Source organism: Streptomonospora litoralis, assembly GCF_004323735.1.
GTDB lineage: Bacteria > Actinomycetota > Actinomycetes > Streptosporangiales > Streptosporangiaceae > Streptomonospora > Streptomonospora litoralis.
Window position 1 is genome coordinate 3,737,598 of record NZ_CP036455.1, and the last position, 21,781, is coordinate 3,759,378.

The window sequence follows — 21,781 nt, forward strand, 5'->3', positions numbered from 1 at the left end:
GCGGCGGCCGGTGCGCAGTGGCGGGTGGCGGGTTCAGCCCTGCCCCTCCGGCTCCTCCGCGCCGGTGTAGAAGGCCGTGGTGCGCTCGGCCGCGCCGTGGGCCGCCGCCTCGTCGGTTCCGAACTCGACGCTGGCCTGGCGCCAGCGTTCGCTGCTCAGCTCCACGAAGCGCCGGCCCTCGGCGGAGCCCGTCCACCGCTCGGCTTCCGCAGGGTCGGCGGCTTCGCCGGTGGCGAGGTGCTCGGCCAGCCCGCTCAGCGCCATGTCCCAGCCCACGCCTACCGCGCCCGGACCGAACCGCTCCCACGTGTCGTCGTCGACGTGGGCGATGTGCACCAGTTCCAGGCGGGTGCCGGTGGGTTCGGCGGCCAGGCTGACCTCGATCCAGCTGACCTGGCCGCCGAACTCCCAACTGGCGGTGAAGGAGGTGGGCGCGTCGCAGCTGCCGATGGTGCCGCCCGCGTTGCCCTCCAACCGGTAATGGCCGCCTTCGCGCAGGTCCCCCGATACCGGCAGGAACCAGCGCGGAATGCGCTCGGGGTTGGTCAACGCGTCCCAGACGTCCTGGACGGACGCATCGTAGGTCTGGCCGATTGTCAGCACCCGGGCCTCGCCGGTTTCCAGCATGCGCGTGCCCAGACGCCGGCGAACGGTACTGATCTGGTGGTCTACGTCGATCACGGTGGTCTCCTTACGAGCCGGCTGGCATCAGTCGGGCTCGCCGGTCGACCCCAACCCCTGCCGGATGACCGCACCGGAGGTGGACTCACCCTCGGCGAGAAGTTCGGGGATCCGGCGGCGCACGGGGTCGCCGACCACGTCGAACGCGTTCCTTTCCCCAATCTACGACCGCGGCTCGGATAGGCAAGCGTTTCGTGACCCGTGTCCGGTCGGCTCGGCCGAGCCGACCGCATACCGCCACCACCCGGTGCCCGACCCCTCCAGCCAGGTACTACAGTCTGTCGTATGCGTGGTCTCCCAGCTCCGGCACCTTACACGGCCGAGGACATCCAACTGCTCAACCTTCCCCTCTGGGCGTGGCAGATCGCGCTGGCCGTGCTCGGGATCGCCGTACTGGCGCTGCTGGCCCGCACCGTGTGGCGGCCCGACACCGCCGCGCTGCGCTGGTGGGGGCTGGGCAACATCGTGGTCAACGTCGGCATCGCGGTGACCGGGGCGACCGTGCGGGTGACCCAGTCGGGACTGGGCTGCTCGGAGTGGCCCCGCTGCACCGAGGAGAGCTTCGTCCCCGTCGACACCGGGCACAGCGCCATCAACGCCGCGATCGAGTTCGGCAACCGCACGCTGACTTTCCTGGTGCTGGCCGTGGGCGTCATCGTCTTCGTCGCCACGCTGCGCCTGCGGCCGCGCCGCCGCGACCTGCTCGTCTACGCGACGATCATTCCCCTCGGCGTCCTGGGGCAGGCCGTCGTCGGCGGCATCACCGTGTGGAGCGGCCTCCACCCCGCCTCGGTAGCGGCGCATTTCCTGCTGTCGATGCTCGTCGTGATCGTGGCCGTGGCCTACTACGTGCGCTGCCGGGAGCCCCGCGGGCGGCTGCGCCCGACGGCGCCGCGGCCGGTGCGGCTGCTGGCCACCGCGCTGGTGCCGCTCGGGTTCGCCCTGCTCGTGGCCGGGACCGTGGTCACCGGAACCGGCCCGCACGGCGGCGACGCCGAGGCCCAGCGCTGGTCCTTCGACATGGTCACCGTGGCCCGCGTGCATTCCGCACTGGCCTGGGCGGTACTGCTGGGCTCGGCGGTGCTGGCGGCGGCCACCGCGCTGCGTCCCGCGCCCGCCGCGCTGCGCACGGCCGCCTGGCTGCTGCTGGCGGCCGTGCTCGGCCAGGGCGTCGTGGGCTACACCCAGTACCTGCTCGGCCTGCCCGAATGGCTGGTCGTGCTGCACGTGCTGGGTTCGGGCCTGGTGTGGGTGGCCATCCTGCGCACCTACTTCGCCACCGCCGAACGGGTCCCGCTCACCAGCGCGGCGGCTGCCCCGGCTGCTGGGGAGGGTTCGGCGGCTGCCCGGGAGTAGCCGGCGACGCGCCGCCGGGAGTGCCCGGCGCCGGAGGAGGCTGCTGGGCGGCGCGCTGCTGCTGGGCCTGGGCGATCACGTGGGCGAAGTCGGCGCGCTGCAGGAATCCGGAATCGGTCACCGCGGGCGCCCAGGCCGGCGCGACCGGCTGCTGCATCCGGCCGAGGAAGGTGGTGCGCGCCGCGTGCATCAGCGCGAGGAAGCTGTCCCGCCGCTCCTCCCACGCGGGCCGGGCGACTCCGCGGGCCAGGCGCTGGTGCAGCAACGCAAGCTCGGTTGCGGCGAGCTGGTAGTCCTGCATGGCCTTGCGCCCGCTCTGGCCCGCGTTGCGCTGGGCCCATGTGCGCGCCTGCCGGCGGCCCGGTATGGAGCTGAGCATCCGCACGTCCGCCGGGGTCACCAGGCCGGTCGGCACGTAAGGCGGCAGGAAGTGCGCGATCGCGGCCACCTGGCGGCGGCGGTCCTGAGCGGCCAGCACGATGATCGACACCAGTACGAAGAACAGCACCAGGTAGGCGACGCCGAAACCGATCCAGCCGAACGCGGTGGAGGCGTTCCACAGCCCGTGCAGCACCACCGCGCCCAACCAGCCCAGCACAGGCGCGAACAGCCGCCCGCCGCCGCGGTTGATGGCGGCGTAGGCGACGCCGATACCGATCATCGCGGTGTAGAGCGGGTGGCCGAACGGGGAGATCAGGCCGCGCAGCACGAAGGTGAAGCCCAGCCCGAACGCGCCCTCGCTCAAGTAGGAGCTGAGGAAGTAGAGGATGTTCTCGGTGAAGGCGAAGCCGGTGGCGACCATCGCCCCGTAGATGACGCCGTCGGTCAGCGAGTCGATCTCGTAGCGGCGCCGCCACAGCAGGATGAGCAGGACCGCGCCCTTGGCGCTCTCCTCCACCAGCGGAGCGCCCACCGCCGTCGAGATGAAGTCGCCCATCGACTGCCCGAACACCGGCACCGCTACCAACTGCATGCCCGCCGTGTTGAGGATGAAGGAGACCACCACGGCGACCCCCGCACCCCACAGGAACGCGAAGATCAGCACCAGGCCCGGCTCCGGTTCGAGCCGGTCCAGCGTCAGGATGAGGGGCACCAGGATCGCCACCGGGATGATCGCGGCGAACAGGCTGATCAAAAACCCCACGACACCGGCGACGCCGCCGCCGGCCAGGCCCGACCACAGCAGGTAGGCGAACATGGCCAGCATGCAGAGCACGCTGACGACGATTCCGATGGTGAGTCCCACGGAGCGGCGGCCGGGCTTGCGCCCCTCCAGGATGGCTTTGGCGTCTAGTGCGGGCATGGCCTCTGATCGTAGTGGTTGGCGCCGGTGCGCTGGAATCACGGAACGCTCGGTCGTCTGCGGAATCGCCGCTGTACGGGGGGTTGCTCCCAGTGCGGCAGGCGGCGGCCACTACCGGCCACCGCCTGCGGTTGACGGCTGCGGGGCCGTGCGGGCCTCAGCCCAGCAGTCCGGCGAGCAGCGGGTCGACGGTCACGGCGCAGAAGAGGAGCGCGAGGTAGGCGTTGGACAGATGGAAGAAGCCCATCGTCGGCAGCCTCGCACCCGTGGCACCCGCGCGAACCCGCGCCAGCAGGCGGTGGGCCTGCACGAGCAGCAGCGCTCCCAGCACCAGGGCCACCGCCGGGTAGAGCAGCGTCGTCTGGGCGACGGGCCACAGCAGCAGCGACGTCACCACCGTCGCCCAGCTGTAGAGCACGCACTCCAGCAGCACCCGGCGCTCGGTGGCCACCACCGGCAGCATCGGCACCTTGGCGGCCGCGTAGTCCTCGCGGTAGCGCATGGCCAGCGCCCAGGTGTGCGGCGGGGTCCAGAAGAACACCACCAGGAACAGCACGAAGGGCGCCCAGTCCAGCCGGTCGGTGATCGCGCTCCAGCCGATCAGCACCGGCATGCATCCGGCGATGCCGCCCCACACCACGTTCTGCGCGGTGCGCCGCTTGAGCAGCATGGTGTAGACGAAAATGTAGAACAGGATCGCGAAGGCCGACAGGGCCGCCGAGAGCAGGTTGACCAGCAGCGCGAACCCGGCGGTGGAGCCGATCGCCAGCACCAGCCCGTAGATCATCGCCCCGCGCGGCGTGACGCGGGCCATCGCGACCGGCCGGCGCCGGGTGCGGCGCATCTCCTGGTCGATGTCGCGGTCGAGGAAGCAGTTGATCGCGTTCGCGCTGGCCGCCGACATGGTGCCGAAGACCAGGGTGGCCACGGCGGTACCCAGCGGCGGGACCCCCGAGGCCGCGACGAACATCACCGGAATGGTGGTGATCAGCAGCAGTTCGATGACGCGCGGCTTGGACAGGGCGGCGTAGGCCCGCACACCGGCCATGAACGCCGCGCCGGCGGAGCCGGGGGGTCGGGCGGAGTCCTCCTCGGCCGCGGGGTTCGCCGAGGCGGGGCCGCTGTGCGGCGCCTGGTGTGGGGAACCGTCCGTCAGCGCCATCAGTACCGCCGCGCGGTCGGCCCGGCCCCGGGCACCGTGGATTCGGGGGACTTCCGCATTCCGGACACTGACACGCTCAACCTCAACGGAACTCGGGGGTCTGCTCTGCTCGCCACAGCGGGGACCTGTCCGTACCGGCGGGAGCACCGCTTTCGAGGACAACCCCGTCAACGACATACTGTAGTACTTGCCGCGGGCGCCTTCCGACGGGGTGCCCCATGCGCCGGGCCTGCCCGAACAGCTCCGCCGGGCCGTCCGGACCGGCGCGCCGCGGCGGCGCCGGTCCGCACCGCAGTGTGGATGCAGGGTCGCACACCCGGCACCGCTGCGCACAGCCGCCACGCACTCCGGAACCGGCCGCGACCTGCGGACACCCGCGATGAGACGTGTCGGACATAGGCCCCGGAGCCGGGGGGCGATAGGCTCGCCTACGGTCGCACGTGCCACCTCCGGCGGACGTATCCCGGTCCCCGCCCGGGCCGCCGCGCGGTGCCGTCGGCCCGGCGGCCCCTCCCTCGACGCCTGTGCGCCGGCACCCGCGGGATCAGGCCACCGCGACCCTGGACCAACCACATTCGCGACCCCGGGCGACGCCTGCCCGGGTCCGCGGGATGCGCGAAAGGAGCCCTGAGCCCGCGTGAAGAACGACACCTCGAAGTCCCTTGAGTGGTCGGAGCAGGACCGGCGCGCGGTCGACGCGGTCCGCGCCCTCGCAATGGACGCGGTCGAGGAGGCGGGCTCCGGCCACCCCGGCACCGCGATGAGCCTCGCTCCGGCGGCCTACCTGCTGTTCCAGAAGATCATGCGGCACGACCCCGGCGAGCCCTCCTGGGTCGGCCGCGACCGCTTCGTACTCTCCTGCGGCCACTCCAGCCTCACCCTCTACATCCAGCTCTACCTGGCCGGCTACGGCCTGACCCTGGACGAGCTGAAGCGGCTGCGCCAGTGGGACAGCCTCACCCCCGGCCACCCCGAGGTCGGCCACACACCCGGCGTCGAGACCACCACCGGCCCGCTGGGCCAGGGCATCGGCAACGCCGTCGGCATGGCCATGGCGGCGCGCCGCGAGCGCGGGCTGTTCGACCCCGAGTCGGCGCCGGGCGACAGCCCCTTCGACCACCACGTCTACGCCGTCTGCTCCGACGGCGACGTCCAGGAGGGCGTCAGCCACGAGGCCAGTGCGCTGGCGGGCACCCAGAAGCTGGGCAACCTGGTCCTGATCTACGACGACAACCACATCTCCATCGAGGACGACACCCAGATCGCGTTCTCCGAGGACGTCTCGGCCCGCTACACCGCCTACGGCTGGCACGTCCAGGAGGTCGACTGGATGGCCGGCGGCTCCTACCGGGAGGACGTGGAGGCGCTGCACCGGGCGGTACAGGCCGCCCGTGCCGAGACGGAGCGCCCCTCGTTCATCCGGCTGCGCACCATCATCGGCTGGCCCTCCCCCAACAAGCAGAACACCGGCGCGGTCCACGGCGCGGCGATGGGCGCCGACGAGGTCGCCGCCACCAAGCGGGAACTGGGCCTGGACCCGGCACTGACCTTCCACGTGCCCGAGGACGTGCTGGAGCACACCCGCGGCGCCGTGGAGCGCGGCCGCGCGGCGCGCACCGAGTGGGAGCGGTCCCTCGCCGACTGGCGCGGCGCCGCCGGCGAACGCGCCGAGCTGTTCGACCGGCTGCAGGCGGGCCGACTGCCCGAGGACTGGGAGAAGGCGCTGCCGGTCTTCGACGCCGACGAGAAGGGCGTCGCCACCCGCAAGGCCAGCGGCGAGGTGCTCAGCGCCATCGCGCCGGTGCTGCCGGAGCTGTGGGGCGGCTCGGCCGACCTGGCCGGATCCAACAACACCACCCCCAAGGGCGAGCCGTCCTTCATCCCGGAGGAGTACTCGACCAAGGCGTTCTCGGGCAACCGCTTCGGCAGGGTGCTGCACTTCGGCATCCGCGAGCACGGCATGGGCTCGATCCTGAACGGCATCGCGCTGCACGGCCCCACCCGCCCCTACGGCGGGACGTTCCTGGTCTTCAGCGACTACATGCGCCCGGCCGTGCGCCTGGCCGCGCTGATGGGCCTGCCGGTCACCTACGTGTGGACCCACGACTCCATCGGGCTGGGCGAGGACGGCCCCACCCACCAGCCGGTGGAGCAGCTGTGGGCGCTGCGCGCCATCCCCGGACTGGACGTGGTGCGCCCGGCCGACGCCAACGAGACCGCGGTGGCCTGGCGCAAGATCCTGACCGACGCCGAGCGCCCCACCGCGCTGGCGCTGACCCGGCAGAACGTGCCCACGCTGGACCGGGGCGAACTGGCGCCGGCGGAGAACGCGACCAAGGGCGGCTACATCCTGGCCGAGGCCGGAACCGGCCGGCCCGAGGCGCTGATCATCGCCACCGGCAGCGAGGTCGCGATCGCGCTGAAGGCACGCGAGACCCTGGAGGAGTCGGGCACGCCCACGCGCGTCGTCTCGATGCCCAGTGTCGAGTGGTTCCGCGCGCAGGACGCCGCCTACCGCAACAGCGTGCTGCCGCCTGCCGTGCAGGCGCGGGTCTCCGTGGAGGCGGGGGTCGCGCTGGGCTGGCACGAGTTCATCGGCCCTGCGGGCGAGCCCGTCAGCCTGGAGCACTTCGGCGCCTCTGCGCCCTACACCACCCTTTACGAGCAGTTCGGTCTGACGCCTGAGCGGGTAGTGGCAGCGGTGCACGCCAGCGTCGCCAAGCTCGGCGGCGAGCAGGGCTCGACCACCGGGAATTGATTCCGCGGGGAAGGACTTTCCGGGGTGGGGCCCACAGGACGCAGGGCCCCTCCCCGCGCGCCCCGCGCGGCGCACACAGCCACCGCTGACGGGCGGGCCACCGCAACGAGGAAGAGTGAAGCACCATGACGAACCCACTGCAGACACTCTCAGCCGAGGGCGTGGCCGTCTGGCTGGACGACCTCAGCCGGGACCGGCTGCGCTCAGGCGATCTCCACCGGCTCATCACCGAACGCAGCCTCGTCGGAGTCACCTCCAACCCGACCATCTTCGACAAGGCCCTCAAGGAGAGCGACGCCTACGACGACCAGTTGCGCGACCTCGCGCGGCGCGAGGTGTCGGTCGACGAGGCCGTGCGCTCCATCACCGGCTACGACATCCGCTGGGCCGCCGACGTGCTGCGCCCCACCTACGAGTCGACCGGCCGGATCGACGGCCGCGTCTCGCTGGAGGTGGACCCGCGCCTGGCCCGCGAGACCGAGCGGACCGTAGCCGAGGCGCTGCACCTGTGGTGGCTGGTCGACCGCCCCAACGTCTTCATCAAGATCCCGGCCACCGCCGAGGGCCTGCCGGCGATCACGCAGGCGCTGGCGCAGGGTGTGAGCGTCAACGTGACGCTGATCTTCTCGCTGGACCGCTACCGCGCAGTCATGGACGCGTTCATGGCCGGGCTGGAGAAGGCCCGCGAGAACGGCCACGACATCTCCCGCATCCAGTCGGTGGCGTCGTTCTTCGTCAGCCGGGTCGACGCCGAGGTCGACAAGCGGCTGGAGAAGATCGGCACCGACGAGGCCGACGCGCTCAAGGGCCGCGCGGCCATCGCCAATGCCCGCCTGGCCTACGAGACCTACGAGGAGGCGTTCTCCTCCGAGCGGTGGAAGACGCTGGCCGCGGCGGGCGCCGCCCCGCAGCGCCCGCTGTGGGCGTCGACGGGGGTCAAGGACCCCTCCTACGACGACACCCGCTACGTCACCCAGCTGGTGGCACCCGGCACGGTCAACACCATGCCCGAGGCCACGCTGGAGGCGACCGCCGACCACGCCGACATCACCGGTGACACGGTGCGCGGCAACTACCCCCAGGCCCGCGAGGACCTGGAGGCGATCAAGAAGCTGGGCATCGACTACGACGACGTGACCTCCACCCTGGAGGACGAGGGCGTCGACAAGTTCGCCAAGTCCTGGGAGGGCCTGCTCGCGCGGGTCTCCGAGCAGCTCGGCCGGCAGAGCTGAGGCCGAGCGGGGCGCGGTCTCGGCCGCGCCACGCACGGGCGCCCCGGCGGGTGCCGGGCGGCACCCGCCGGACAGGCATCCGGCGCACAGCAGGCCCGGCCCTGCGGGCGGCCGCCGGCACACGGGCCGCCGCTGCGGCGCACAGCCACCACGACGACACGGGAGTCGACGTTGAAAGAACCGGTGATGCCGGGAGCGATCCCGAACCCGTTGCGCAGTGAACTGGACCGCCGGCTGCCCCGCATCGCCGGCCCCAGTGTGCTCGTACTGTTCGGTGTGACGGGCGACCTCGCCCAGAAGAAGCTGCTCCCCGCGATCTACGACCTGGCCAACCGCGGCATGCTGCCCCCCGGCTTCGGCCTGGTGGGTTTCGCCCGCCGCGACTGGGCCGACCAGGACTTCGCGGAGCAGGCCCACAAAGCGGTGCGCGAGAACGCCCGCACCCCCTTCCGCGAGGACGTGTGGCGCCAACTCAGCGAAGGGCTGCGGTTCGTGGCCGGCGAACTGCACGACGACGCCGCGTTCGACGAACTGGCCCGCACGGTGCGCCAACTGGACGCCGACCGCGGCACCGGCGGCAATTACGCGTTCTACCTGTCGCTGCCGCCCAAGCTGTTCCCGACCGTGGTCAAGCAGCTCAAGCGCGCCGACCTCGCCGAGTCCGAGGACAGCGCCTGGCGGCGCGTCATCATCGAGAAGCCCTTCGGCCACGACCTGGAGAGCGCCCAGGAGCTCAACGCGGTCGTCGACGACGTCTTCCCACCCCACTCGGTGTTCCGCATCGACCACTACCTGGGCAAGGAGACCGTCCAGAACATCATGGCGCTGCGGTTCGCCAACACGCTCTTCGAGCCGCTGTGGAACCGCAACTACGTCGACCACGTGCAGATCACCATGGCCGAGGACATCGGCGTCGGCGGCCGCGCCGGCTACTACGACGGCATCGGGGCCGCCCGCGACGTCATCCAGAACCACCTGCTGCAACTGCTTGCGCTGGTGGCCATGGAGGAGCCGGTGACCTTCAGCGCCGACGCCATCCGCGCCGAGAAGGAGAAGGTGCTCTCGGCGGTGGAGCTGCCCGCCGACCTGGCCGCCGGCACGGCGCGCGGGCAGTACGCCGCGGGTTGGCAGGGCGGCGAGCACGTCGCCGGCTACCTGGAGGAAGAGGGCATCCCCGCCGACTCCGCCACCGAGACCTACGCGGCGATGAAGCTCGGCGTGAGCAGCCGGCGGTGGGCGGGCGTGCCGTTCTACCTGCGCACCGGAAAGCGGCTGGGCAGGCGGGTCACCGAGGTGGCGCTGGTGTTCCAGCGGGCGCCGCACCAGGTGTTCAGCTCCGTCGACGTCGAGGACCTCGGGCAGAACGCCCTCGTCCTGCGCATCCAGCCCGACGAGGGCGTGACGCTGCGGTTCGGGTCCAAGGTGCCGGGCGCGGCGATGGAGGTCCGCGACGTCACGATGGACTTCGCCTACGGCCAGTCCTTCACCGAGGCCAGCCCGGAGGCCTACGAGCGCCTCATCCTCGACGTGCTGATCGGCGACCCGCCGCTGTTCCCCCGCCAGGAGGAGGTCGAGCTGTCCTGGAAGATCCTCGACCCGGTCGAGGAGTTCTGGGCCAAGGAGGGCCGTCCCGAGCAGTACGGCTCGGGCACCTGGGGGCCGGCGTCGGCCCACGAGCTGCTCGCGCGCGACGGCCGCGGGTGGAGGCGGCCGTGACCGGCCCGGCCGCCCAGTGCGCGGCCCCCACCCGCCGCCCGCACCTTCGCACGCCCCGAGGAAGGCGACACCGATGACGCTGTACCTGCCGCGCACCACCACCTCCGAGATCACCGAAGCGCTGACGGCCGAGCGGCACAGCATCGGCGGCGGCGCACTGAACATGGTGCTGACGCTGATCGTGGTCACCGACGAGGCCGACCACTACGACGCCGTGCGGGCCGCCACCGAGGCGGGTCGCGAGCACCCCTCGCGCATCCTCGCGCTGATCCGCCGCGACCCGCAGGCCGAGCCCTACATCGACGCCGAGATCCGCCGCCCCGGCACATCGGGGCCCGGCGAGGCCGTCCTGCTGCGCCTCTACGGCGCTCTGGGCGAGCACCCGGGGTCGGTGGTGACGCCGCTGCTGGTACCCGACACGCCCGTCGTGGCCTGGTGGCCGGGCACCGGACCGGAGCACCCGGCCGCCGACCCGGTCGGGCGACTGGCCCACCGCCGCATCACCGACGCGCTGCGCGCCGCCGACCCGGTCGCCGACCTGCTCGGCCGCATCCGCAACTACGAACCCGGCGACACCGACCTGACCTGGACGCGGCTGACCCCGTGGCGCTCCCTGCTGGCCAGCACGATGGACCAGCCCTGCGGCTGGGTGGAGTCCGCCGAGGTCGCCGGCGAGGACCACTATCCCAGCGCCGACCTGCTGGCCGCCTGGCTGTCCGAGCAGTTGGACGTGCAAGCGGAGCGCATCCTGTCCAACGGGCCGGGTATCACCGGCGCCCGGCTGATCACCGAGGAGGGCGACATCTCCCTGCAGCGCAAGGACGGCCGGGTCGCCACCCTCTCGCGGTTCGACCAGCCGACCCAGTCGGTGGCCCTCGCCCGCCGCCGGGCTGCGGAATCGCTGGCCGAGGAGCTGCGGCGGCTGGACGCCGACGAGATGTACGAGCGCACCGCCAAGCACATGGCCCGCAAGCTGGACCGCGCCGAGGAGCCGGTATGAGCGCCCCCAGCGCGGTCGTGCACCACGACTCCTCACTGCTGGCCAAGGCGACCGCGGCGCGCGCCGTCACGCGCCTGGTCGACGCGCAGTCGGCGCGCGGCAGCGCCTCCATCGTGCTCACCGGCGGCGGCATCGGCATTGCGGTGCTGGCCGAGCTGGCCCGCGCTCCCGCCCGCGACGCCGTGGACTGGCGGCGTCTCGACGTGTGGTGGGGCGACGAGCGCTTCCTGCCCGCCGGCGACTCCGAGCGCAACGAGACGCAGGCGCGCTCGGCCCTGCTGGACCACATCGGAGCGGACCCCGACCGGGTGCATCCGATGCCGGCCTCCGACGGCCCGGACGGCGCCGACCCCGAACGGGCGGCGGAACGCTACGCGGCCGAACTGGCCCGCGCCGCCCGACCCGAGGACCACGCCGACGCGCCCTCCTTCGACGTGTGCATGCTGGGCATCGGCCCCGACGCCCACGTCGCCTCGCTGTTTCCCGAGCAGCCCGCACTGTACGAGCAGGAGCGCACGGCGGTTGCGGTGCACGGCGCGCCCAAGCCGCCGCCGACCAGAATCTCGCTGACCTTCCCGGCGATCGGCGCGGCGCGCGAGGTGTGGCTCATCGCCTCCGGCGAGGGCAAGGCCGACGCCGTCCGCCTCGCCCTCAGCGGGGCGGGGCCCACTCAGATCCCGGCCGCCGGGGTGCGCGGCCGCAGCCGCACCCTGTTCCTGCTCGACCGCGACGCCGCGGCCCGCCTGCCCGAGGGCATCGCGGCGCCGGGGCAGCTCTAAGCCGTGTTTAAGAACGCCGGTCTGCTGTGCGGCCTTGTTGGTCTGCCGGGCGACGGGTGGACTTGACTGAAAAGCGGCGGCGACGGTGGCGGACGGCCGGGCCCGCGGTCACCGGGTCGGGTGACCGCCGGTTGAGCACCCGACGGGGCGGCGACGACGCCGGAGGGGCCGGGTCGGCTTTCATGCGGCCGGGTAGGGGCACGAGATGCACGTACGTGCGGCGGTCTCGGCGCCGCCCCGAGGTACCACCCTCACACCATCATTCCGCTATTCGAAAGAAAGCGGGGTGTTTTGCCCATCAATGCCCGAATTCCCGGTGGGCCGGCAGCCGCGTCACGGCGGCGACGGCGCACGACACGCGCCGAATGGCACGAAAACGCCCCCGACATCAACTTTTCGTGCACCTCGTGGCCGCCGCGCCCGCCGAGACCGCCCGCAAAACGGGCATAGCCCCCCAAAAGTCCACCCCATCGGGGGACTCCCGGCGGCCACACCCGGGCGCCACGAGCGACGCGTCGTCGCCCCCCGAACCCCGATCCGGCGCACCACCGGGCCGCGCGGGCGCCCGCGACCGCGCCCCGCCGCGCGGTCTCCACCCTGTGCGGTCCCGGTAGGGGACACGGCGACACCCAGCCGGCCCGCCGGCGCCGGTATGTCCCCTATGCCGGTCCATCCGGCGATGATCGCGAACTTATGGCCGCGGAACACGCTTTCCTGCGACCATAAGTTCGCGATAGACGGGCCAAGCCGCGCCGAGTCTGTCTGCAGGGCCGGACCCGGCGCCGTCCTCGCTGCCCGTCGTTCCCCGTCAGGTCACCATCACCCGGCAGACCAACAAGGCCGCACCACAGCAGACCCGACCCGCCCCTCCCCAGGCACCGCTACCGGCGGTCCCCGCTTCCTCGACCGCGGGCCCCGGCCCGCCACCCTCCCCGGCGCCCGCTGCTCCCGGTCGATCAACCCGCCGCCGTCAATCAACCCGCCGCCCGGCCGGGGGCGGGGCCAGGGCAAGTCTGCGCAGCGGATCCAAGCCGCACGGCCCGGCCGCCCATGGCAGCCGGACCGGCACTTCTCCATCACGGCTTAGCCGGCTTCAGCCGGAGTCCGCTCCGCCCGCGCGCCGGGCGGGCAGGATCTTCGAGCCCCGGGCACAGGCCGGCGCCCGCACCCCTGACGGGGGCGCGGGCGCCGTTCGGGCGAGTGGGAGGGGGTCACTCGCCGCCGGTGGCCTTCTTCACCTCCGACATCCACCGCTGCGACGCCTCTTCGGGAGTGATCTCGCCGAACATCAGGTCCTCGTTGATGCGCATGGTGATGTCGACGACATCCCCGGCGCCGATGGGCGGCGGCGGGACGGCGCCCGCGACGTCGCCTTCGATCTCGTTGAGGAACTCGGCGCTCTCCGCGTCGGCCTCGGGCAGCTGGTCCATCAACTGCTCGCGCAGATCGGTGTTGGCGGGCAGGCCGCGGTCGGCGAGGATCAGCTCGGCGGCCTTCTTGTCGTTGAGCAGGAAGTCGACGAACGTCGCGGCCTCCTCCGGGTGCTCGGTACCGGCGGAGATGGAGTAGAACATCGCGGGCTTGAAGAACGTGCCGGCCTGGGCGCTGGCGCTCTCACCGGGGAAGCGCAGCAGTTCCAGGTCCCGGCCGGACGTCTCCTCCATGGTGCCCAGCTGGTTGGTCCAGAAGGCCGCCATGGCACCGGAGTTATCGGCCAGCACCGACTGGTCGGGGCCGCCGGACTCCAGCTCGACGCTCTTGGCGGCGCCGGGCGCGCCGTTCTCCTCGTGCAGGCTCTTGATGTGCTCCCAGTACTCGGTCATGGTGCTCTGGTCGAAGTTCAGCGCACCCTCGGCGTCGTAGAGCGCCTGCTCGCGTTGGCGGGCGTAGATCTGGAAGGACTGCTCGTTGAAGCCGGGCGTCTGGGTGCCGACGATCTCGCCGTCGGTGCCCTCCGTGATCCGGGCGGAGATATCGACGTAGTCCTGCCACGTCCAGGTCTCGTCGTCGGGCATCTCGACCCCGGCCTCCTCGAAGGCCTGGGGGTCGGCCATGATCGTGAACGCGTTGACGCCCGTGGGCACGGCGTACCGGGCGCCGTTCAGCTCGCCGCCGCCCATCACGAGTTCGTCCAGCTTGGAGGTGTCGAGCTGGTCGGAGACCTCGTTGAGGTCCAGCAGGGCGCCGCGCTCGGCGTACTCGCGCAGGTAGCGCTCCTCCTGGGTCATGATGTCGGGGGCGTCGTTGGCGGCGGCGTTGGTGGCCAGCCGGTCCCAGTAGCTCGACCAGTCGGTGTACTCACCGGTCACGTTGATGTCGGGGTGGGCCTCCTCGAAGCGCTTGATCACCTCCTGGGTGGTGGAGTGCCGGTCGTCGGCGCCCCACCAGGAGAAGCGCAGCTCGACGGTCTCGTTTTGGGATCCGCCTCCCCCGCAGGCGGTCGCGGCCAGCACCAGAGCGGCGACGCCCGCCGCCGGCTTGAGCCCTTTGCGCATAGGTCCGGTTCCTTTCGAATCACTTGATTCCGGTGGTGGCGATGCCGCGCACGAGGTAGCGCTGCCCGGCGAGGAAGAAGCCGAAGATCGGGCCGAGCGCGATCGCCGACATCGCGAAAAGCGGGCCCCACGAGGTCTGGCTCTGGGAGTCCACGAACGTCCGAAGGGCGATGGGAACGGTGTACATCTCCGGGTCCGTCAGGAAGATCAACTGGCTGAAGAAGTCGTTCCAGACCCAGATGAAGGTGAAGATCGCGGTGGTGGCCAGCGCCGGCGTGGACAGCGGCAGCACGATGCGCAGGAAGATGCGGGCGTGGCCGCAGCCGTCGATGCGCGCAGCCTCGTCCAGGTCGCGGGGCAGCCCGCGGATGAACTGCACCATGAGGAAGACGAAGAACCCGTCGGTGGCCAGCAGTTTGGGCACGATCAGCGGCCAGAAGGTGTTGATCCAGTCCAGGTTCGAGAACAGGATGTACTGCGGCACGATGACCACGTGGATCGGCAGCATGATCGTCATCAGCATGATCGCGAAGAACAGCCGCTTGCCGCGGAACTCCAGCCGCGCGAACGCGTAGGCCGCCATCGAGCAGGCCAGCAGGTTGCCGATGATCGATCCGCCCACCACGATCAGCGAGTTCCAGATGTAGTGGTGGAAGGGGAACTGCAGCGCGGTCCAGCCCTCGGTGTAGTTGCCCGGGACGAAGGTCTCCGGGATGAGGCTGGGGTCGCTGAAGATCTCCGCGGTGGGCTTGAACGAGCTGGAGATCATCCACAGCAGCGGATAGAGCATGATCAGCCCGAAGCCGATCAGCCCCACATGGGTGAGGAAGCGCCGACGCTGGTCGGTCTCCTTCTCCTTCGTGGCGCCGGGGGTGGGCGTCTTAGTCACCATAGAAGACCCAGTACTTGGAGGCGAGGAAGTTCACGGCCGTGAAGCCGCCGATGATCACCAGCAGCAGCCAGGCCATGGCCGAGGCGTAGCCCATCTCGAAGGAGCCGAAGCCGCTCTGGTAGAGGTACAGCGTGTAGAACAGCGTCGAGTCGGAGGGTCCTCCGGTCCCGCTGCTGACGATGAAGGCCTGGGTGAAGGTCTGGAACGCGTTGATCATCTGCAGCACCAGGTTGAAGAAGATGATCGGGGTCAGCAGCGGCACGGTCACCGAGAAGAACTGGCGGATCGAACTGGCGCCGTCGACCGCGGCGGCCTCGTAGTACATGCGCGGGATCTGGCGCAGGCCGGCGAGGAAGATGACCATGGGCGCGCCGAAGGTCCACACGTTCAGCACGATGAGGGTGCCCAGCGCGTAGTCGGGATGGGAGACCCAGCCCGGGGCGTCGATGCCGAAGAAGGCGAGCAGCTGGTTGATGAGGCCGTCGGCGCCGAAGACGCGCCGCCACAGGATCGCGATGGCGACGCTGCTGCCGAGCAGCGAGGGCAGATAGTACACCGACCGGTAGATGGCCAGGCCGCGGACGCCGCGGTCCAGGATCATCGCCAGCGCCAGCGCCATCGCCAGCTGCAGCGGCACCGAGACGAAGACGTAAGTGAAGGTCACCCCGAGCGAGGAGTGCAGCCGCTCGTCGGTGAGCATCGTCGCGTAGTTCTCCAGGCCCACCCACTGCGGATCGCCGATGAGGGTGTAGTCGGTGAAGGAGAAGTAAAGCGAGGCCAGGATCGGGCCGATCGTGATGAACAACAGGCCGGCGAACCAGGGCGTCAGGAACAGGTAGGCGGCCAACCCGTCACGGCTGCGGCGGCCGATGCGGCGGCGCGGGCGCCCTCGCGGCGGCCGGGCAGCGGTTTCGGCGAGCTCCTCTTCGGGTGCGGCGCGCTCGCGGGTCACCCCCATCACGCGGTCTCATCCCCGCGGATGCGCAAGCGGCACCGCCCGCAGAGCTCGGGGGCGGCCGTTCGTCGAGTGTGCATGGGCTCCACCGTCCTCAATCAGCCAGGGAGGCGGGTGTGCGGATGGGCGGCCGCCGAGCGCCGGGGCGGCACTGGGCGGGCTCCTTCCGACCGGGCTGGTATTGGTAAGCGCTATCCATAATGCGGATGAACGGTTTTTAACACCCCGGGAGTACGCCGTCAATGATGCTGCGCCGCCACCCGCGTGCACAAGAGCCGCCCACAGCCGCAAGAAAGCGCCTTCCACCTGGCGTTTTCCCGATAGACAAGGCGCGTACGGCAGTATGACCCACCGCACAACCACCCCCGGACCGGTACCACAACGTTTCCCGATCGTTGCTTGCGAGCACCGGTAACCGCTTGCCGGCCCACCGTCCACCTCTGCGGAGCCGACTCGGCCTGTCAAGGCACTTCCGACCGGGGATTTCGCCGGAGCACGGCGTGCAGAAGCACCCCGGGCCGGCGGACACTGGACCTCGCAATGGAAAGCGTTTACCGTAGGGGCGTGATCGAGCCCACCGCCAACGCAGAGACGTCCCCCTCCACCTCCGAACCGCGCCGGTTCGCCGTCGTCGGCACCGGCTCACGGGCACGGATGTACACCGAGGCCCTGGTCTCCACCCATAACGACGCCGCCCGCCTGGTCGCGCTGTGCGACACCAACAGCACCCGCATGGCCGCCCACAACGCCATCGTGCAGGAGCACGGGCACGACCCCGTCCCCGCCTACGCGGCCGCCGACTTCACCGCCATGCTGCGCAAGGAGCGCGTACAGGAGGTCGTGGTCTGCACGGTGGACCGGACCCACGCCGACTACATCTGCGCCGCGTTGGAGGCCGGCTGCGACGCGGTGACCGAGAAGCCGATGACCGCCGACATCGAGGGATGCCGGCGCATCGTCGAGACGCAGCGCCGCACGGGCGGCCGGGTGAACGTCGCGTTCAACTACCGCTTCAACCCCGTGCACGCGCGGTTGCGGGAACTCGTCGCCTCGGGCTCGATCGGCGAGATCGGTTCGGTGCACTTCGAGTGGCTGCTGGACCTGCGCCACGGCGCGGACTACTTCCGCCGCTGGCACCGCGACAAGGCCGACTCCGGCGGTCTGCTGGTGCACAAGTCCAGCCACCACTTCGACCTCGTCAACTGGTGGATCGACAGCGCGCCGACCGAGGTCTTCGCGTGGGGCGACCTGTTCTTCTACGGCGAGCACAACGGGCGCAGACGCGGCCTCGCCGCCGACTACGAGCGCGCCCACGGCGGGCGCGGCGCCGAGGACGACCCCTTCGCGCTGCACATGGGCGACAGCGAGGCGATGCGTCGGCTGTATCTGGACGCCGAGCACGAGGACGGTTACCGGCGCGACCGCAACGTCTTCGGTGCGGGCATCACCATCGAGGACGACATGTCGGTGCTGGTGCGCTACGCCTCCGGCGCCAAGCTGAGCTACCACCTGGCGGCCTACTCCCCCTGGGAGGGCTACCGGGTCGCCATCACCGGCAGCGAGGGGCGGCTGGAACTCGACGTCACCGAGAGCCCTTACACCCCGCCGGGCCGCACCGACCGTGCCCCGGTGCGCGGCATGCCCGCTCCCAAGGAGAACACCACCGCTCGGCTCACGCTGCGCAGGCACTGGCGGGAACCCGAACCCGTCGACGTCGCGGTCGGCGAGGGAGGCCACGGCGGCGGAGACATGCGCATGCTCGACACGCTCTTCGGCACCGACGGCGTGCAGCCGCGGCCCACGCACAGCGACGGCACGAACGCGCTGCTGACCGGCCTGGCCGCGAACGAGTCGATCCGCACCGGGCGGCCGGTGGACGTCGCGGCGCTCCTCGACGGCGGCGCCTGAGAACCGCCGCACCGAGCGGGCCCGGCACCCGGGGCGGCCTCCCCAATGCGGGGCCGGGTGCCGGGCCGTCTCCGCGTCTCGCGCAGTCGGCCGGTGGCCGGGCCGCCGCGTGGGCGGCCCGGCTTCCTCCATGCCCTCAGCGGGCGGTCTCCGCGGCTGCTCTGCTCGTCGCAGGTGCTGCCGGACGGTCGTGGTGCTATGCCCTCGAACGGGCGCACCGGAACGGTGGAGGTGCCGCGGCGCGGGTCGCGGCGCCGTTCGGATACGCCTCCCTACCCGGTGTCGGCCTCGGACATCCGGGCGTGGGCGGCGAACCGTGTCTGCAGGTCGGGAAGTACGGGGTAGACGGCGAACTCGTCGAGGTCCATGACGCGGGTCCAGCTCTCGGGCAGCCGGTGGCGCCACTGCGCGGCCAGCAGCAGCGCCTCGACGCGGCGGACCTCGCTCCAGTCGTCGGGCACGGGCTCGCCGGCGCGGAGGCTCTCCTCGCGCTCCCAGGTCAGCAGCGCCTCGCCGAACGAGTCGAGCAGCTTCTGCATGCCCTCGTCGCCCACGCAGGAGACTCCGGCGCCGGGGTCGAGCGAGGCCGCGCGCTCGGCCGGGTCGACGAGGTGCAGGGCGGGCGCGATGTGCACACTGCCGAAGCCCAGGGCCTTGCCGAGGCCGACCTTGTGCGCGTACAGGGGTTCGGCCGGGTCCCCGCCGCCGGCGGGATTGCCCAGGTGCAGTGCCCGCAGCAGCGCACCCACTTCGGCGTCGGTGAGGTTGGTGAAGGTGATCCGGCCGTGGAACGCCAGCCCGGGGTTCACGGGTACGACGTCACGGGTGGTGGGCCCCTCGGCGACGCGGTCGGGGTGCAGTTCGGCGTAGCGGCGGGCCGACGCCGGCAGCGGGTCGTGGCGGTGCAGGTAGACCTTGTAGCCGCCGAGGCGGACGTCGCCCTCGTGCGACCAGGTCACCAGCTCGGGTGCCTGGCCCCAGGTGGACTCGGTGACCGGCTGGAGCAGGTAGTTGGCGAAGCAGCTGCGCTGCGGCGAGAGCAGCTCGACCCGCAGCGGGTGCTCCGGCCAGGCCGCCGCGGCCCTCTCGCACAGCGCCGAGCCGACCGAGACGCGTCCCCGCGCGGCCCCTCCGGCGCTCTCGCCGGGCGGCAGCAGGTCGACGTCGCCGAACAGCGCCCGGGGCACGTCGGGCGTGCGGCCGGTACCCCGGGCCCGGGCGCGCTCGCCGGTGTGGACCTCGTCGGGGACGGCGCGGCTGACGGGGTCGAACTCGCCGACGGCCACCCGGTAGCCGCCGGAGCGTCCGAAGGAGGCGACCCGGCCTTGGGACACCTGGTACCAGACCGGTTCTCCGCCTTCGCGGGCCACGGCGCCCGGACGCGGGCGCCCGGCGCCGCCGCGGCCGCCGGCGGAACCGACAGCCTCGGCGGCCGCCGGAGCCGGTGCACCGGGCCGGTCGTCGGGAAAGTTGCGGGCCTGGAACCGGGTGATCTGGTCAGCCGATTCCACGAGATGGACGAGGTGGCCGGGCACGGGCAAGCGGCGCCGCGGATCGGTGTCGGTCGGGAAGAGGTAGGCGTTCTTGCGTTCGCCCGCGACACCGGTCAGCACCAGCACACACGTATAGGCCGAGAACGCGACGTCGTCGATGCGCCCCAGGGCCCGGTCGTAGTCGTTGCGCCTGCCCCGCGCGGCCGCGCGGGAACGCTCGCCGGAGGCCCGCCGCATCGCCTGCTCGGCGCCCGCACGCTTGTTGGTCCAGCGTTCGCGCAGCCGGTCGCGGGCGGCCTCGCGGTGGCCGAAGGAGGGCTCCTCCTCCGCGGGCAGCACCGCCATGGCCCAGAACCCGGTCTCACCGACGGTGCGGCCCTGTACCTGCGGGCACAGCGCCGTGACTTCGAGGTACTGGAACTCCGGGTGGAACTCCGCGGGGATGTAGCCGCCCCGGCCGTCTGCGCCGCCGGCCTCGTGCGGAGGCAGCTCGAACTCCGGGAGGCCGGGAAAGCGCCGCAGGTCCTCGCGCAGTTCGGCGAGGCGGACCTGCAGCGGCCGTTCGACCGGCAACGGGTGGATCTCCCAGGAGCGGGTTCGCGTGTCGCGCCGCAGAAAACCCGCCTGAACGGGTGTTCCCGGAGGGTTGGAGGGAGCGCCGTCGCGGCGGCGGTACTGCTTGTGCAGATCGCGCATGACATGGCGTGCACGCCGGTCGCTGTGGGCGGCGGCGGGCGCGCGGAAGAACAGCTGGGGGGTGTTCACGGGTCCGGTCTCGCCGCCGGTCAGCACCCGCACGGTGTTGCGCAAGAGGCCGCGCAGCGAGGCGCCGGGCAGTGCGGGGCGGCCGTCGATCGTCAGCGAGTGCTCGGGGCCGTCGTGGCGGGTGGCGCCGACGAATGCGGGAGTCAGGGTGCGTACCGTGATGTCGATCCAGCCGGTGTTGGTACCCGGGATGCGCTGGTCGTGTCCTGCCAGCAGGCGGTGCTGGGGTGTGCCGTCGCGCAGCACCGACTCCTGCAGGCGTTCGGCGGGCATGGGGCGCTCGGGCAGCGGCACCAGTCCGTAGGGGGCGAGTGCCTGGTGGTCGCGCAGCGGGTCGGGGGGTGCGCCGGGCGGGCCCGAAGCGCCGCCGCGCTCGTCGCGGCGCCTGGCGCGACCGCCGGGGGGCAGCGGTGCGGGCCGGCGCGCGGCGACGGAGGCGCGGCGGCGCGGCATGGCGGCCGGTGTGGGCCGGGGGATTCCGGACGGAGGCTGGTCGCTCACGGTGCCCTCCAGTTCTCCGCATCGTCGACGGCGTCGAGTCCGACCGGCGGCGTCGGCTTGGAGCCCGACCGGTAACCGGTCAAGCGGTGGCAGGCCACCCCGACCGCTCCGGTTTCGGAATCCTCCGCCCAGTACTCTCGGACAGCGAGCCAGCACCCCACCGGAGCGGGCACTCCGCCTGCCGCGGCGGTCGCCTCGCCGTCGGGATCGATGCCGAAGTCCTGCCAGCTCACGGGGTGGCAGGCGGTCGTGCCGGAGAGTTCGCGGCCGATGCTGAAGGGGATGTCCCCGCCGAGGTCGCGACTGGAGCGCGGGCCCGCGTGCCAGCCGCTCAGCAGGAACGAGCGGTCGCGCGGCCGCAGCCACGGCGGCAGGGAGCCGATGTCGGCGCTGTCGCGGGTCGCCCACGCGCCCTCGCCGCCTTCGCCGATGTGGATCTGGGCCGACGGCGAGAACACCACGGCGCTGAGCAGCCGCCAACCGTCGGAGCCGGCGGGGTCCGGCGGCGGCGCCGAGAGACGGGCCGTCTGCGGGTCGGTGCAGGAGAGCCGCCACGTATCGCGCGGGCAGGCACCGGTGATGCGGCCGTCGCCGAGTTCGGCCAGCAGCCATTGCGGCTCCCCGGGAGCCTGCGCGTCCAGGTCGGTGCTGCGCCTGCCTTCGCCGAACAGCTCGGCGAGGACGGAGGCCGCCGTCTCGGGAGCGAGCGGGGAGGTGACGGCCCCGCACGGGTCGGGCGGCTCCCAGGCGGGCTCCTGCCCGGCGGTGGTCGGCGTGGTCACGGG

At 72.0% G+C, this 21,781-nt stretch carries 15 protein-coding genes; 7 read left to right on the forward strand and 8 right to left on the reverse strand.

Features of this window, described 5'->3' with window-relative positions:
• Positions 1 to 33 precede the first annotated feature (33 nt).
• On the reverse strand, positions 34 to 681 hold the full coding sequence (locus tag EKD16_RS15725; protein ID WP_131099082.1) for an SRPBCC family protein: 648 nt from the start codon (positions 679 to 681) through the stop codon (positions 34 to 36).
• Between the two features lie 285 nt (positions 682 to 966).
• On the opposite strand from EKD16_RS15725, the gene EKD16_RS15735 reads away from it, so the two are divergent.
• On the forward strand, positions 967 to 2,037 hold the full coding sequence (locus EKD16_RS15735; protein WP_131099083.1) for a COX15/CtaA family protein: 1,071 nt from the start codon (positions 967 to 969) through the stop codon (positions 2,035 to 2,037).
• Here the strand turns inward: EKD16_RS15735 and EKD16_RS15740 are convergent.
• The gene (locus EKD16_RS15740) at positions 1,979 to 3,340 is read right to left on the reverse strand and encodes a PrsW family intramembrane metalloprotease (protein WP_131099084.1); all 1,362 of its coding nucleotides are present in this window, start codon (positions 3,338 to 3,340) and stop codon (positions 1,979 to 1,981) included. The two genes, EKD16_RS15735 and EKD16_RS15740, sit on opposite strands and share 59 nt — an antisense overlap.
• A gap of 157 nt (positions 3,341 to 3,497) precedes the next feature.
• On the reverse strand, positions 3,498 to 4,502 hold the full coding sequence (locus tag EKD16_RS15745; RefSeq protein WP_131099085.1) for a heme o synthase: 1,005 nt from the start codon (positions 4,500 to 4,502) through the stop codon (positions 3,498 to 3,500).
• A 637-nt stretch (positions 4,503 to 5,139) separates the two neighbouring features.
• Here EKD16_RS15745 and tkt point away from each other — a divergent pair.
• The 5 genes from tkt (at position 5,140) to pgl (ending at position 11,987) form a co-directional block, all read left to right on the forward strand.
• Entirely contained in the window at positions 5,140 to 7,260 is a 2,121-nt protein-coding gene (tkt, locus tag EKD16_RS15750) for a transketolase (RefSeq protein WP_131099086.1), read from the forward strand.
• Between the two features lie 125 nt (positions 7,261 to 7,385).
• Positions 7,386 to 8,492 carry a transaldolase gene (tal, locus tag EKD16_RS15755; protein WP_131099087.1) on the forward strand — a complete coding sequence of 369 codons (1,107 nt, stop codon included), beginning with the start codon at positions 7,386 to 7,388 and terminating at the stop codon, positions 8,490 to 8,492.
• A 186-nt stretch (positions 8,493 to 8,678) separates the two neighbouring features.
• Entirely contained in the window at positions 8,679 to 10,208 is a 1,530-nt protein-coding gene (gene zwf, locus EKD16_RS15760; protein ID WP_131099088.1) for a glucose-6-phosphate dehydrogenase, read from the forward strand.
• Positions 10,209 to 10,281: 73 nt separating this feature from the next.
• On the forward strand, positions 10,282 to 11,208 hold the full coding sequence (locus tag EKD16_RS15765; RefSeq protein ID WP_131099089.1) for a glucose-6-phosphate dehydrogenase assembly protein OpcA: 927 nt from the start codon (positions 10,282 to 10,284) through the stop codon (positions 11,206 to 11,208).
• Positions 11,205 to 11,987, forward strand: a complete 783-nt coding sequence (pgl, locus tag EKD16_RS15770; RefSeq protein ID WP_131099090.1) for a 6-phosphogluconolactonase — start codon at positions 11,205 to 11,207, stop codon at positions 11,985 to 11,987. The genes EKD16_RS15765 and pgl overlap by 4 nt, the downstream gene beginning before the upstream one ends.
• A gap of 1,211 nt (positions 11,988 to 13,198) precedes the next feature.
• On the opposite strand, the gene EKD16_RS15775 is transcribed toward pgl, so the two are convergent.
• From EKD16_RS15775 to EKD16_RS15785, 3 genes are read right to left on the reverse strand one after another with little or no spacing between them, the layout of a single operon-like run.
• Positions 13,199 to 14,482 (reverse strand): ABC transporter substrate-binding protein, encoded by a 1,284-nt coding sequence (locus EKD16_RS15775; protein ID WP_131099091.1) that lies wholly within the window; start codon positions 14,480 to 14,482, stop codon positions 13,199 to 13,201.
• 19 nt (positions 14,483 to 14,501) lie between these two features.
• Positions 14,502 to 15,374, reverse strand: coding sequence for a carbohydrate ABC transporter permease (locus EKD16_RS15780; protein WP_131099092.1), 873 nt, complete (start codon positions 15,372 to 15,374; stop codon positions 14,502 to 14,504).
• Positions 15,364 to 16,332, reverse strand: a complete 969-nt coding sequence (locus tag EKD16_RS15785; RefSeq protein WP_131102620.1) for a carbohydrate ABC transporter permease — start codon at positions 16,330 to 16,332, stop codon at positions 15,364 to 15,366. The genes EKD16_RS15780 and EKD16_RS15785 overlap by 11 nt, the downstream gene beginning before the upstream one ends.
• 561 nt (positions 16,333 to 16,893) lie before the next feature.
• Between EKD16_RS15785 and EKD16_RS15790 the strand changes: the two genes are divergently transcribed.
• Positions 16,894 to 18,237 carry a Gfo/Idh/MocA family protein gene (locus tag EKD16_RS15790; RefSeq protein ID WP_341351838.1) on the forward strand — a complete coding sequence of 448 codons (1,344 nt, stop codon included), beginning with the start codon at positions 16,894 to 16,896 and terminating at the stop codon, positions 18,235 to 18,237.
• Between the two features lie 272 nt (positions 18,238 to 18,509).
• Here EKD16_RS15790 and EKD16_RS15795 read toward each other — a convergent pair whose 3' ends face one another.
• Together EKD16_RS15795 and EKD16_RS15800 are read right to left on the reverse strand one after the other, a co-directional pair.
• Positions 18,510 to 20,996: a TIGR03986 family type III CRISPR-associated RAMP protein gene (locus EKD16_RS15795; protein WP_242676989.1), complete on the reverse strand. Its 2,487-nt coding sequence runs from the start codon at positions 20,994 to 20,996 to the stop codon at positions 18,510 to 18,512.
• Positions 20,993 to 21,778 (reverse strand): hypothetical protein, encoded by a 786-nt coding sequence (locus EKD16_RS15800; RefSeq protein WP_131099094.1) that lies wholly within the window; start codon positions 21,776 to 21,778, stop codon positions 20,993 to 20,995. The genes EKD16_RS15795 and EKD16_RS15800 overlap by 4 nt, the downstream gene beginning before the upstream one ends.
• Between the last annotated feature and the right edge of the window lie 3 nt (positions 21,779 to 21,781).